We start from the raw sequence: 12,615 nt of genomic DNA, 5'->3' as shown, positions 1-12,615 counted from the left end.
GGTGTCGGGGTCCTTCGCGAAAGCGGGGCCGTTCAGCCCTTGTAGCCGAACTGCTGCGGCAGCCAGAGTACCAGCTCCGGCCAGAGGATCATCACGACGAGCGCGAGGACCAGCACTGCGAGGAAGGGGCCGATCTCGCGGATCATGGCGCGCAGCGGGATGCCGGTCGTGGCGTTGATCACGAACAGCAGGATGCCGTAGGGCGGGGTGATCAGGCCGATCATCACGTTGACCACCGTGACCACGCCGAAGTGCACCAGGTCGATGCCGAGCTGGCGGCAGGCCGGCACGAACAGCGGCACGATGACCAGGATGATGGTCGTGGCATCGAGGATGCAGCCGAGCAGCAGGAACAGGACGTTGACCGCGATCAGGAAGACCAGCGGGTCCATCTCGAGGCCGGCCAGCGCACCGGCGACCCGGCCCGGGATGTTCTCGCTGGCGACGATGTAGTTGAAGATGAGGGCGCCGCCGATGACCAGGCCGACCGCGGCCGAGGAGCGGGCGCTGCCGGCCAGGATGTCGTAGAGCGCGCGCCAGGACAGCGCCCGGTAGAACAGGGCGGCCAGCACCAGGGCGTAGGCCGCGGCGACCGCCGCCGCCTCGGTCGGGGTGGTGGCGCCGCCGTAGATGCCGTAGAGCAGGATGACCGGCATCAGGAGGGCCGGGAAGGCGCGCACCGTCAGGCGCGGCAGCTCGCGGATCGGGACCGGCGCGTCGGTCGCGAAGTTCCGGCGGCGCGCCATCCAGGCGTTCATCGCCATCAGCACCAGGCCCATCAGCAGGCCCGGCACGATGCCGCCGAGGAACAGGTAGCCGATCGAGGAATCCGAGACGAGGGCGTACATGACCATCGGGATCGAGGGCGGGATGATCGGCCCGATGGTCGAGGAGGCCGCGGTGATCGCCGCCGCGTAGCCCGGCGGGTAGCGGCCGTCCCTGGTCATCATCTCGATGACGATCTTGCCGATGCCGGCGGCGTCGGCGACCGCCGAGCCCGACATGCCGGAGAAGATCAGGCTGGCGACGACGTTGACGTGGCCGAGGCCGCCCCGGAAGCGGCCGACCAGGGCGATGCAGAAGGCCAGCAGCCGCTCGCTGATCGTGCCGGCGTTCATGATGTTGGCGGCGACGATGAACAGCGGCACCGCGAGCAGGATGAAGGAGTCGTAGAGCCCCTGGATGATCTGCTCGGCGGCGAGCCCCAGGTCCTGGCCCCTGAGCGCCAGGTAGACGACCGCCGCGACGATCATCGACAGCGCGATCGGCGCGCCGATCCCGGCCAGGACGAAGAGCGCCAGCAGGCAGAGCCCGAAGCCGAGGGTCATGGCGGAGGGGCCTTCCGAGTCCTCCCTCTCCGCCCCCCGGGGGGGAGAGGGGCGGGGAGAGGTGGGGGCGATGCCGCCGGCGCCGGCGCTGCCGGTCCGGCAGGGCCGGTCCCCCACCTCTCCCGGCCTCTCCGCCCCCGGGGGCGGAGAGGGGAAGGAAGGGAGCGGGCGGCCGCCGTCACGCCCCCGCCTCCGCGTCCTCGTCCGTCGTTTCGCCCCTGACCAGCCGCCAGCTCCGGACCAGGTAGCGCACCACCATCGCCACGGCGAAGAGGCCGTAGACCGAGAACACCCAGTCGAGGCGGATGTGCAGGGTCGCGCTGTGCTTGATCCGGTAGAAGGTGATGTAGTCCAGGGTCGCCGGCAGGCTGGCCAGGAAGCCCGCCAGGATCGCCAGCGCCGCGGCCAGGGCGAAGGCCCGCCTCAGGCGCCGGCCGCCCGAGAGGTAGAGCACGTCGAAGCGGACGTGGTCGCGCTCGCCCAGCACGAAGGCCGAGGTCCAGAAGACCAGCCAGAGCCAGGTCGTGAGACAGAGCTCCAGGGTCCAGCCGAGCGGCGCGTCGAAGAGGTAGCGCGAGACGATCTGCAGCACGAAGGCCGCGAACATCGCCGCCAGCAGCGCGACCGAGACGGCCTCGGCCGCGCGGTCGGCGGCGCCGCGCAGGCGGGCGAGGGGTCCGCTCACGGCGCCTCCTGCCCCTCAAGGCTCCCTCTCCGCCCCTCGGGGGGGAGAGGGCAGGGAGAGGTGGGGGATCCGGGCGGAACGGCCGGCGCCGGCGCGAACGGCAAGGGCGCGACCCCCACCTCTCCCCGGCCCTCTCCGCCCCCCGGGGCGGAGAGGGAGGGCGCGTGGGCAGGGCCGCGCATGATCCGCCCGCTACAGCGCGTTGATCTGGTCGACCATGCCCTTCGGCCAGTCCTTGGCGAAGTCGGACTCCAGGTAGGCCTTCTGGACGTGCTTGCGGAAGGCCTCGACGTTCGGCTCGTAGACCTTCAGGCCCTGGTCCTTGAAGAACTGGGCCAGCTCGTCCTCGAGCTTGAGCTGGCGCTTGCGGCCGAGCTCGGCGGCGTCGTCGGCGGCCTTCTGGACGGTCGCCCGCTGCTCGGCCGAAAGGCCGTCCCAGACCTGCTTGGAGAAGGCGAGGTAGTTGAGGTCGACCAGGTGGCTGGTCAGCACGATCTGCCTGGTGACCTCGTAGAACTTCGAGTCCTTGTCGGTCGGCAGCGGGTTGTCCTGGCCGTCGATCGCGCCGGTCTGCAGGCCGGTGTAGACCTCGGTGAAGGCCATCGGCACCGGGTTGGCGCCGAGCGCCCTGCCCAGGAACTGCCAGGCGTCGGTGCCGGGCATGCGCAGCTTGACGCCGGCGAGGTCCGCCGGCGTCTCGATGTGCTTCTCGATGCGCAGGTTGAGCTGGCGGCGGCCGAGGTACATGACGGTCAGCAGCTTGACGCCCAGCTGCTCTTCGACCTTCTGCTTCATCGGGTCCATGAAGGCGGCGGCGAAGACCTTCTTCTGGTGCTCGGCGTCGCGGTGCAGGTAGCCGGCGGTGAAGATCGACCACTCGGGGAACAGGGTCGCCAGCTCCTGGGCCGAGGTGATCGACATCTCCAGGTTGCCGCGGGCGATCGCCTCCAGCTCGGTGCCCTGCTTGAACAGGCTGGCGTTCCAGTGCGGCTCGAAGCTGGCGAAGCCGGCGACGGCGGGGCCGAAGACCTCGGTCAGCGCCACGGCGCGCTGGTCGGTCGGGGTCGCCGGCGAGGAGAGACGCAGGGTCACCTTGTCGGCGGCGAAGGCCGGCCGGGCCCGGCCGGCGACGGAAGCGGCCGCGGCGGCGACCGCGGTCGAGGCCAGGAAGGCCCGGCGCGTAACGAACTGGGTCATCGACTTTCCTCCCCCTTGCGTGACGGCGCGTAACCGCGCTCTCAAACGAACGATGGCACGAGCCGCGATGCTCTGCCAGTGGCTGCAGCGCACGCGGCGGCTCGCGCCGCCGCGCCGCAGCGCGTAGAACGGCAGCCGAGGAAACCCCCAGCGACCGCGGAAAGGCGTCATGACCAGGCTCACCCCCAAGCTCGTCTTCGTGCTGAACGGCCCGAACCTCAACCTGCTCGGCAAGCGCCAGCCGCAGATCTACGGCAGCGACACGCTGGCCGACGTCGAGGCGCTGTGCCGCCAGACCGGCGGCGCCTTCGGCTTCGACATCCGCTTCCACCAGTCCAACGCCGAGCACGAGATCATCGACTGGATCCACGAGGCGCGCGAGACGGCGAGCGGCCTGGTCATCAACCCGGCGGCCTACACCCATACCTCGGTCGCGATCCTCGACGCGCTCAACACGCTCGAGGTCCCGGTCTTCGAGGTGCACATCTCCAACGTCCACAGGCGCGAGCCCTTCCGCCACCACTCCTACGTCTCGGGCGTCGCGACCGGCGTCATCGCCGGCTACGGCATCCAGGGCTACGAGATGGCGATCCGGCGCCTCGGGACGCTGCTCGGGCAGGGGTAGGGCGCAGTCCGCGCTCCCACGCCCCTCGACAGGCTCGGGACGAAGCCCGGGTGGGGGCTTGCCTCGCGGTCCGCTTCGTCCCGAGCCTGTCGAGGGGCGTGAGGGCCCGTCACCTCCCACCCGCGCCCGCCGGTCGCCGCAGCTGTGACCGTGCCGCGGCTGGCGGTCGGGGCCGGGCGCGGCTATATCAGGGGCCAGGACAGCAACAACGCCAACACCCGAGGGAGAGCCGGAACCATGACCAGCTCCTGCATCGTCGGCTGGGCGCACACGCCCTTCGGCAAGCACGAGAACGACGACGTCGAATCGCTGATCGGCAAGGTCGCGACCCAGGCGGTCGCCGATGCCGGCCTGGAGCCGAAGGACATCGACGAGATCGTGCTCGGCACCTACAACGAGGGCTTCTCGCCCCAGGGCTTCCCCTCCTCCCTGGTGCTGCAGACCTCGCCGGACTTCCGCTTCAAGCCGGCGACGCGCGTCGAGAACGCCTGCGCGACCGGCTCGGCGGCGATCCACCAGGGCCTCAAGACTATCGCCGCCGGCAAGGGCCGCTTCGTGCTGGTCGTCGGCGTCGAGAAGATGACCGCGCTGCCGGGCCCGGAGATCGGCAAGACCCTGCTCAAGGCCTCCTACCTCAAGGAGGAGGGCGAGATCGACGGCGGCTTCGCCGGCGTGTTCGGCGTCATCGCGAACCAGTACTTCCAGCGCCACGGCGACCAGTCCGACGCGCTGGCCGCGATCGCCGCCAAGAACCACGCCAACGGCGTCGAGAACCCCTGGGCGCAGATGCGCAAGGACCTCGGCTACGACTTCTGCCGGACCGTCTCGGAGAAGAACCCCTACGTCGCAGGTCCCCTGAAGCGCACCGACTGCTCGCTGGTCTCCGACGGCGCCGCCGCCCTGGTGCTGGCCGACGAGGAGACCGCGGCCGCGATGGACAAGGCGGTGAAGTTCCGCGCCGCCGTCCAGGTCAACGACTACCTGCCGCTCTCCAAGCGCGACATCGTGCTGTTCGAGGGCTGCGAGCAGGCCTGGAAGAAGGCCCATGCCGAGGCCGGCACCAGCCTCGCCGACCTGTCGCTGGTCGAGACCCACGACTGCTTCACCATCGCCGAGCTGCTGGAGTACGAGGCCATGGGCCTGGTGCCGCGCGGCCAGGGCGCCAGGGCGGCGCTCGAGGGCTGGACGAAGAAGGACGGCCGGCTGCCGGTCAATCCCTCCGGCGGCCTCAAGTCCAAGGGCCACCCGATCGGCGCGACCGGCGTCTCGATGCACGTCATGACCTCGATGCAGCTGACCGGCAAGGCCGAGGGCATGCAGGTCAGGGACGCGACGCTGGGCGGCATCTTCAACATGGGCGGCGCCGCCGTCGCCAACTACGTCTCGATCCTCGAGCCGCTGAAGTAGGCGCGGTCGGCGAGGCCCGCCCGTGAGGCTGATCAAGCATCCCGGCCGGCCGACCCAGCCGCGACGGCAGATCGCCGTCGGCCGCTCGGCCGGCGAGTGGCGCGTCACCCTGGCGCCGGGCAGCGAGCTCGCCGCCGCGCTGCTCGAGGGCCTGGCCGCCCGCGGCGTCGAGCAGGCCGCGGTGCAGCTGCTGAGCGGCGGCCTGGAGAGACTGGAGCTGCGCCGCGGCGGGCCGCTCGGCGAGGCGCCGCCGAAGGCCCTCGAGGGACCGCTGACCCTGATCGGCGGCAGCGGCCTGGTCGGCCGCGACGCCGCCGGCGGGCCGCTCTTCGACTGCCGGATCGTCGCTCTGGACGCCGCCGGCCGGCTGCGCGGCGGCCGCCCGGTCGCCGGCAGCGTCCGGGCCGGCGCCGAGGGTCTGGTCGCGATGGTGGCCGGCCTGGCCGGCGCCGGCTTCGTCGAGGGCCACGACGAGGAGACCGGCGAGACCCTGCTGATTCCCCGGACCCAGACGGCAAGAGGCGAGGCATGAGCCACGAGACGCTGTTCGAGGCCGGGCGTCCCGGCCGCCTGGTCGCGATCCGCCTGAAGCCGAACCAGGACCTGGTCGAGGGCATCGAGCTGGCCGCCGCCGAGGCGGGCCTCGGCTACGCCACGGTGCGCTCGGCGGTCGGCTCGCTGGTCGACGCGGCGCTCGGCTACGGCGCCGACGAGCATGCCGGCGTCACCACGGTCGAGGGTCCGGGCATCGAGATCCTGACCTTGAGCGGCGAGCTGCGCGCCGACCGCGAGGGCCGGCCGCGCGCCCATCTGCAGGGCACGGTCGCCGACGGCGACGCGGTCCTCTACGGCGGCCGCTTCGTGCGCGGCGCCAACCCGATCGGCATCACCCTGGAGCTGGTGCTCCAGGAGTGGCTGCCGGAGGACGACGAGAGCGGAACGGAGGACCGGCCATGAGCTTCAGGGCGCACCTGCTGGAAGAGACGGACGGCAAGGTCGCCGGCGGCCTGGTCGAGCTCGAGGAGTCGCGCCTGCCGGAAGGCGAGGTCACGGTCGCCGTCGAGTGGTCGACCCTCAACTACAAGGACGGCATGGTGCTCAAGGGCATCGGCCGGCTGGTGCGCAGCTATCCGCACGTGCCCGGCGTCGACTTCGCCGGCACGGTCGAGGCCAGTTCCGACCCGCGCTACAAGGCCGGCGACAAGGTCGTGCTGACCGGCTGGCGGGTCGGCGAGTGGCACTGGGGCGGCTACGCCGAGAAGGCGCGGGTCAAGGCCGACTGGCTGGTGCCGCTGCCCGCGGGCCTGACGACGAGGCAGGCCATGGCGATCGGCACCGCCGGCTTCACGGCGATGCTGGCGGTCCTCGACCTGGAGCGCCACGGCCTGGCGCCCGGCGAGGAGCGGCCGGTGCTGGTCACCGGTGCCGCCGGCGGCGTCGGCTCGGTCGCCGTCGCGATCCTGGCGACGCTCGGCTACCGGGTCGCCGCCTCGACGGGGCGGGCCGAGACCCACGGCTACCTGAGGGACCTGGGCGCCGCCGAGATCGTCGAGCGCGCCGAGCTGGCCGAGGCGCCGAGCCGGCCGCTCGACAAGGAACGCTGGGCCGCCTGCGTCGACGCGGTCGGCGGCACGACCCTGGCCCATGTGCTGAGCCAGATGGGCTACGGCCGCTCGATTGCCGCGGTCGGCCTCGCCGGCGGCAACAGGCTGGAGACCACGGTGCTGCCCTTCCTGCTGCGCGGGGTCAAGCTGCTCGGCATCGATTCGGTGCTCCGGCCCTATGCGGACCGGGTCGCCGCCTGGCAGCGCCTGGTCGCCGACCTGCCGCTCGACAGGCTCGAGGCCATGACCTCCGAGGCCGGCCTCGGCGAGCTGCCGGCCCTGGCCGACGCGATCCTGGCGGGGCAGATCCAGGGCCGAAAGGTCATCGACGTCCGGCGGTATGGGGCTGCCCGCTTCTTCTCACGCCTTGGTCACAGGCCGGAGGCGGCGCAGGCGCTAGCCTCGGCCGATGGTCGCAGTGATCGACGAACCGGTGGCGGCGGAGACGCCGCCGCCCGGGCCGGGCTTGGGCCTGGCGGAGCGCCTGGCGCGTCGGCTGCGCGCGCGCCGGGCGGCGCGGCTGTTCCGCCGGGCCGGCGCGCTCGGCGCCGAGGCCGTGCGGGTCGACGGTCCGCCGCCCCTGATCACCAACCGCGGCACCCTGCGGGTCGGCAGCGGCCTGTTCGTCCGCGCCACGACCGTCCCGGTGCACCTCTCGACCGGGCCTGAGGGCAGGCTGGTCCTCGGCGAGCGCGTCTTCCTCAACAGTGGCGTCGTGGTCTCGGCGCAGCGCTCGATCGAGATCGGCGACGACTGCAAGATCGGCGATATGACCGCCCTCTACGACTCGAACTTCCACCAGATCGAGGAGGGCGCCGAGGTCGGCGTCGCGCCGGTCCGCCTCGGCCGCAACGTCTGGCTCGGCCGCGGCGTCGTCGTGCTGCCGGGCGTGACCATCGGCGACCACTCGGTGGTCGGTGCCGGCTCGGTCGTCACCGCCGCGATCCCGCCGGGCGTCCTGGCCGCCGGCAACCCCGCCCGGGTGCTGCGCCCGCTGCGCTGCTCGGAGGCCTTCCGGCGGCGCTGACCCCCCGCTCGCGCGCGAAAGAGCGCGCTTTCGCGCATCCCGCCGCCCCGTCTTGTCACACAAGTGCCGCATGGGGCATAAGTCGCACTGGTGGGCATGGGGGTTCGATTGCGATCCAGCTTGACGGATTCGGCGTCCGGAGGCGGCAGAGGCCGCGCGTCGCGAGAGCCTGTCCGACCCTCTTCGAGTTTCGCACGGCCTTGACCAGGCGCTGGCTGCTCGGCGCGCTGGCGCTGCTCGTCCTGCTGTTCCGGGCCGATCCCGGTGCCGCACGCGATCCCCTGTGGGAGCTGCTGCCCTGGAACGAGCGGCTCGGCGTCGACTGGTACGTGCACCGCGCCGAGCGCGGCGACGTCCAGGCCCAGGCGATCGCCGGCGCGATGTACGAGCGCGGCATCGGCACGCCGGTCGACCTGGCGAAGGCGAAGCACTGGTACGAGCTGGCTGCCGGGAACGGCCAGCCGGCGGCCGAGTTCCGGCTCGGCGCCCTGCTCAGCCGGGCCGACCCCCCCGACGATGCGGGGGCGGCGCACTGGTATCGCGCGGCGGCCGCGGCCGGCATCCCCCAGGCCGCCTACAATCTCGCGGTCTTCTACGAGGCCGGGCGCGGCGTCGCGCCCGACGATGCCGAGGCCGCCAGGCTCTACGAGCAGGCCTTCCGCGGCGGCATCGCGCGGGCCGCCCTCAATCGCGGCCTGCTGGCGCTGCGCAGCAGCCCGCCCGACGCCGAGACCGCCTATCTCTGGCTGCTGCGGGCCCGCGAGGCCGGCGTCGCCGAGGCCACGGGCCTGGTCGCAGAGATCGCGCCGCTGCTGACCGACGCGCAGCGTGCGAGCGCCGCGGCGGCGGCCAAGATGCCGCCGAAATAGCCCGGACACCTGAGCGCGGGCGGCTCGGATCGGTCGATTTATCCCGAGCTTTTTAACTTATCCCGCAGGTTATCCCCAGAAAACGACCATTTCCGGCCCTGGAAATCGTCACGCTGCAACACAAGCCAGTTTCTGGAGATAGCTGCGCACCGCCTCGCCGAACACCGGCAGCGACTTGTAGCGGGCCAGGTCCTCGGGCAGTTCGCCGAGCCAGCGCGCCAGCTGGCCGGCCGCCTCCGGCGCCTCGGCCAGGCTCGACAGCGGATGGCGGTAGACCCGGATGCCGAACACGACCGCGCCGCTCTCCGGCAGGCGCCGCAGGGTCTGGCGCTCGACGCGCAGCCAGACCCGCTCGCCGGCGTTCTCTGCGGTGATCGCGGGATCCCGGTCCTTGCGGCCGTGGCCCTCGGGGACGAACAGCGTCGGCTCGTCGATCAGCGACCAGTTGGCGCGCCAGACCGGGCGGTCGGGCGAGAGCTTCTGGAAGAAGCGGTCGACCGGCCGGCCGAGCCGCTCGCCGTAGCCCGGCACGGGATCGTGGATCGCCAGCAGCGGCACGCCGACCTTCTCGGCCAGCTTCCAGCGGGTCGGGAAGGAGAGCGTGGCGGCGGTCAGCAGGTAGGGCTCGTCCTCGCCCGCCGACTGCAGCAGGCAGAAGTCCTCCTGCACCCAGAGGCCGGCCCGGGCCAGCGGGTGCTCGCCCCCCTTCTCCGGGCCGTCGTCGAGGTCCCAGGCCGTGCCGTCGGCGAGGCGCGTCAGGGTCCGGCCCTCGAGCGCGAAGCGCTCGGGAAAGCGCTCGGCCAGGAAGCCGGCCAGGTTGTCCTGCAGCTCTCGGCAGGCCGCCTCGGAGCCGGGCCGGGCGGCGAAGATCGCGGCCCGCCGCTCGCTCAGCAGACGGCGCTTCTCGGCGACGTAGAAGTCGTACTCCTCGTCGATCTCGATCCAGTCGCGCGGCTTCATCGCCATCAAGCCCATGGTCATGCGCCAGGGGCCGTCGGTGAAGGGCAGGTAGGGCGGTATCGTCATGGCGCGCATATTGGCGAGGTGGCCGCGGCTTGTCAGTCGTGCCGTTCGTCCCGGCAGCGTCGGCGCTTCAGCCGGCGGCCCGCGGCGCCTCGCCCTTCGCCTCGCTTCTCTGGGGACCGCCGCGCCGGGTCTGGTCGCGCTCGTCGACGATGCAGTTGCGCCCGGCGCCCTTGGCCCGGTAGAGCGCGCTGTCGGCGCGCGCGATCAGGTCGTCGAGGGTCTCGCCGCGGCGCAGCCGCGCGACGCCGACCGAGATGGTGACGGTGCCGTAGTCGGCGCCGGTCGTGCGGTTGGTCAGGCGCTTGCCGGCCAGGGCCTGGCGCAGGCGGTCGGCCAGGGCGATGGCGTCGTCCAGGTCGATCTCCGGCAGGATCACGGCGAACTCCTCGCCGCCGTAGCGCGCCGGCGTATCCGTGTCCCGGACGCCGCTCTTCAGGATGTGCGCCAGGGTCTTCAGCACCTGGTCGCCGATGCGGTGGCCGAAGGAGTCGTTGAAGCGCTTGAAGTGGTCGACGTCGGTCATCAGCAGGCAGAGCGGCTTGCCGCTCTCCTCGGCTGCCGTGGCGGCCAGCTTCAGCGACAGGTCGAACTGCTTGCGGTTGGCGAGGCCGGTCAGGCCGTCGGTCGTCGCCTCGATGCGCACTTCCTGCAGGGTGTGGCGCAGCTCGGCCAGCTCCTCCGACGAGCTCGCCAGCCGGGTCTCGAGCGCCCGCGAGCGCTCCAGCATGCCCTGGGTCTCCTCGACGATGCCCTGGATCAGCACGGCCAGCTCGCCGTCGGCCTGGCCGTCGGCGCCGCCGCTGCGCTCGCCGACCCGCTCGATGGCGCCGCTGAAGTTCTCCAGTCGCTCGCCGTAGCGCTCGGCGTTGCCGCTGGCGTCGCTGACCAGCTCGAGGATGCGCGCCATCGCCGCCTCCAGCTTGATGCCGGTGGCGCCGAAGGTCTCGCTCTGGCGGTCGGCGCTGAAGAAGCCGGAGAACAGCTCCTCGTTGCGCGTCGCGGTGAAGCGCTCGCCCTTCTCGATCAGCGCGTCGATGGCGCGCTTCAGCTCCGGCCGGCGGCCCGAATGGTAGGCGTACCAGACGGCGTAGTTCATCGGGTCGGCGGGGATGCCGCGCTCCTTCATCGAGGCGAGCGTCAGCTCTGCCAGGCGGGCCGATTCGGCCTGCGCCTTCGAGCGGCCGCCGCCGGAGGGCTTGGCGGCGGACTTGCCGGGGGAGCTGATCGACGGGGCGCTGTCCGCCATGGTCGGCCTTTCTCGCTGTTCGCCGGAACCGAACGGCGTCGCGGGGTCCGGCCGCGGCGCACTGGCCGGCAGTCTAGCGGCGAGGGGTTAGCCTTTGGTTATTGCCGGGCCGCCGGCGCGTCTTGCCGAAACAGCCGCGGCGCGATCTAGTTGCGGTCGCTCGTCCAGGCAGGAGTCCGCCACCGTGAACCCGATCATGGCCTTCGTGCCGGCGATCCTCTACGCGATCGCCCTGGTCCTCGCCCTCCTCGGCGTCGGGGTGCCGGCCGCCGATCCCGGCCTGGCGCCGCTGGCCCAGTGGATGCTGCTGGTCTCGCTCGGCCTGATGAGCCTCTGGGCCTTCCTCGGCCACGTCTTCGTCGCCGAGCAGGTCGCCCGGTCGATCGGCTGGGAGACCAGCCCCTTCCAGTACGAGGTCGGCGTCGCCAACCTCGGCATCGGCACGGCGGCGATCGCCGCGACCTGGCTGGGCGCGCCGGCCGCCTGGGCGGTCTTCCTGGTCTCGGCCTGCTTCCTCTGGGGTGCGGCGATCGGCCACCTGCGCGAGATGGTCCAGGAGCGCAACTTCGCGATCAACAACTGCGGCCCGATCTTCTGGTGGGACATCCTGACCCCGCTGACCCTGCTGGTCGGGCTGCTGGCCGCGTGAGGGCGGACCCGGGGATCAAGCCGACGTCCATCTCTGCTATGACGGCCGCGACGGTGGCGGCAAGACATTGCGCGGGAGGCTAGCGGCAGAATGGTGTCCCGGATCACGGCGATCGTCCTCCTGTTGCTCGTCCTGCCGTTGCGCGCCGGCTTCGCCGAGACCGCCGGCAGCGGCGGCCTGCCGGGCGGCGCCTCTTCGCTGAGCGAGACCTACGAGAGCTGGCAGGTCGGCTGCCAGACCAAGGACGGCGCCAAGCACTGCAGCCTCAGCCAGCAGCAGGTCGCGAAGAACGGGCAGCGCCTGCTCCTCGTCGAGCTGAGTCCCGCCGAGGACGGGGGGCTCGCCGGGACGCTGGTCCTGCCCTTCGGCCTGCTGCTCGGGCGCGGCGTTGCGGCGCAGGTCGACGACAGGCCGGTCGGCGAGCCGCTGACCTTCCGCACCTGCCTGCCGGTCGGCTGCCTGGTGCCGCTGATGCTCGGCAAGGACGTCGTCGCCAGGCTGCGCGCCGGCACGACGCTGAGGCTGACCGTCGCCTCCAGCGACACCGGGCATCCGGTCGCCTTCCTGGTGCCGCTGAAGGGCTTCGCCGCCGCGCACGACCGGACGCTGGCGCTGGTCCGCTAGCAGGCTGCTGAAAAAGTGTCTTCCGGCTCTGTGCGGGAGGTGATTCGATTCCGTCATGGTGTTGCCGAGGGAGGCTTGGCATGCGCGGCGGGGATGCGGGTTCGGGCGAGCTGTTCTCTTACGTGAGCTGCGAAGCTCGGGTGCCGTCGGATCATCCTCTGCGGGGGATCCGGGCGATCGTCGACGAGGCGCTGGAGGTTCTCTCGCCGCGTTTCGATGAGCTCTATTCGCGGATCGGGCGGCCGTCGATCGCGCCGGAGAAGCTGCTGCGGGCGCTGCTGCTGCAGGCCTTCTACTCGATCCGCTCGGAGCGCCAGCTGATGGAGCA

15 protein-coding genes are annotated in these 12,615 nt (G+C 72.0%); 10 read left to right on the top strand and 5 right to left on the bottom strand.

The genetic code is table 11. The annotated features are described in order from the left end of the window. Nucleotides 1-32 precede the first annotated feature (32 nt). From B9O00_RS18150 to B9O00_RS18140, 3 genes are all read right to left on the bottom strand, one after another. A complete protein-coding gene (locus B9O00_RS18150) occupies nucleotides 33-1,328 on the bottom strand; it encodes a TRAP transporter large permease (protein WP_085124122.1) in 1,296 nt (431 codons plus the stop codon). 178 nt (nucleotides 1,329-1,506) lie between these two features. Beyond that, on the bottom strand, nucleotides 1,507-2,013 hold the full coding sequence (locus B9O00_RS18145) for a TRAP transporter small permease (protein ID WP_200808556.1): 507 nt from the start codon (nucleotides 2,011-2,013) through the stop codon (nucleotides 1,507-1,509). Nucleotides 2,014-2,205: 192 nt separating this feature from the next. After that, entirely contained in the window at nucleotides 2,206-3,210 is a 1,005-nt protein-coding gene (locus B9O00_RS18140) for a sialic acid TRAP transporter substrate-binding protein SiaP (RefSeq protein WP_085124121.1), read from the bottom strand. Nucleotides 3,211-3,379: 169 nt separating this feature from the next. Here B9O00_RS18140 and aroQ point away from each other — a divergent pair, with 169 nt between their 5' ends. The 7 genes from aroQ to B9O00_RS18105 all read left to right on the top strand — a co-directional run bounded on the left by aroQ (nucleotide 3,380) and on the right by B9O00_RS18105 (nucleotide 8,742). Further along, nucleotides 3,380-3,835 carry a type II 3-dehydroquinate dehydratase gene (aroQ, locus tag B9O00_RS18135; protein ID WP_085124120.1) on the top strand — a complete coding sequence of 152 codons (456 nt, stop codon included), beginning with the start codon at nucleotides 3,380-3,382 and terminating at the stop codon, nucleotides 3,833-3,835. Nucleotides 3,836-4,072: 237 nt separating this feature from the next. Continuing rightward, nucleotides 4,073-5,242: an acetyl-CoA acetyltransferase gene (locus B9O00_RS18130; protein WP_085124119.1), complete on the top strand. Its 1,170-nt coding sequence runs from the start codon at nucleotides 4,073-4,075 to the stop codon at nucleotides 5,240-5,242. A 22-nt stretch (nucleotides 5,243-5,264) separates the two neighbouring features. Then, a complete protein-coding gene (locus B9O00_RS18125; RefSeq protein ID WP_085124118.1) occupies nucleotides 5,265-5,774 on the top strand; it encodes a PCC domain-containing protein in 510 nt (169 codons plus the stop codon). Continuing rightward, nucleotides 5,771-6,199: a PPC domain-containing DNA-binding protein gene (locus B9O00_RS18120; RefSeq protein ID WP_085124117.1), complete on the top strand. Its 429-nt coding sequence runs from the start codon at nucleotides 5,771-5,773 to the stop codon at nucleotides 6,197-6,199. The genes B9O00_RS18125 and B9O00_RS18120 overlap by 4 nt, the downstream gene beginning before the upstream one ends. Beyond that, the gene (locus B9O00_RS18115; protein WP_089229736.1) at nucleotides 6,196-7,515 is read left to right on the top strand and encodes an MDR family oxidoreductase; all 1,320 of its coding nucleotides are present in this window, start codon (nucleotides 6,196-6,198) and stop codon (nucleotides 7,513-7,515) included. The genes B9O00_RS18120 and B9O00_RS18115 overlap by 4 nt, the downstream gene beginning before the upstream one ends. Continuing rightward, nucleotides 7,493-7,873 carry an acyltransferase gene (locus B9O00_RS34160; RefSeq protein WP_280523332.1) on the top strand — a complete coding sequence of 127 codons (381 nt, stop codon included), beginning with the start codon at nucleotides 7,493-7,495 and terminating at the stop codon, nucleotides 7,871-7,873. Before B9O00_RS18115 ends, B9O00_RS34160 begins: the two co-directional genes overlap by 23 nt. Nucleotides 7,874-8,073: 200 nt before the next feature. Beyond that, nucleotides 8,074-8,742: a tetratricopeptide repeat protein gene (locus B9O00_RS18105; protein WP_085124115.1), complete on the top strand. Its 669-nt coding sequence runs from the start codon at nucleotides 8,074-8,076 to the stop codon at nucleotides 8,740-8,742. Between the two features lie 108 nt (nucleotides 8,743-8,850). Here B9O00_RS18105 and B9O00_RS18100 read toward each other — a convergent pair whose 3' ends face one another. Further along, the gene (locus B9O00_RS18100) at nucleotides 8,851-9,768 is read right to left on the bottom strand and encodes a heme-dependent oxidative N-demethylase family protein (protein ID WP_159460250.1); all 918 of its coding nucleotides are present in this window, start codon (nucleotides 9,766-9,768) and stop codon (nucleotides 8,851-8,853) included. Between the two features lie 67 nt (nucleotides 9,769-9,835). Continuing rightward, a complete protein-coding gene (locus tag B9O00_RS18095) occupies nucleotides 9,836-11,014 on the bottom strand; it encodes a GGDEF domain-containing protein (protein ID WP_085124113.1) in 1,179 nt (392 codons plus the stop codon). Between the two features lie 184 nt (nucleotides 11,015-11,198). On the opposite strand from B9O00_RS18095, the gene B9O00_RS18090 reads away from it, so the two are divergent. The 3 genes from B9O00_RS18090 to B9O00_RS18080 all read left to right on the top strand — a co-directional run. Beyond that, entirely contained in the window at nucleotides 11,199-11,663 is a 465-nt protein-coding gene (locus tag B9O00_RS18090; protein WP_085124112.1) for a DUF6790 family protein, read from the top strand. 90 nt (nucleotides 11,664-11,753) lie between these two features. Beyond that, nucleotides 11,754-12,287 carry an invasion associated locus B family protein gene (locus B9O00_RS18085; RefSeq protein ID WP_085124111.1) on the top strand — a complete coding sequence of 178 codons (534 nt, stop codon included), beginning with the start codon at nucleotides 11,754-11,756 and terminating at the stop codon, nucleotides 12,285-12,287. 80 nt (nucleotides 12,288-12,367) lie between these two features. Continuing rightward, the coding region (locus tag B9O00_RS18080; RefSeq protein WP_143596268.1) for a transposase at nucleotides 12,368-12,615 on the top strand (248 nt) is incomplete at its 3' end.

The organism is Tistlia consotensis USBA 355, from assembly GCF_900177295.1.
Taxonomy (GTDB): Bacteria; Pseudomonadota; Alphaproteobacteria; order Kiloniellales; family DSM-21159; genus Tistlia; species Tistlia consotensis.
This window is presented reverse-complemented; position numbering and strand designations above follow the sequence as displayed.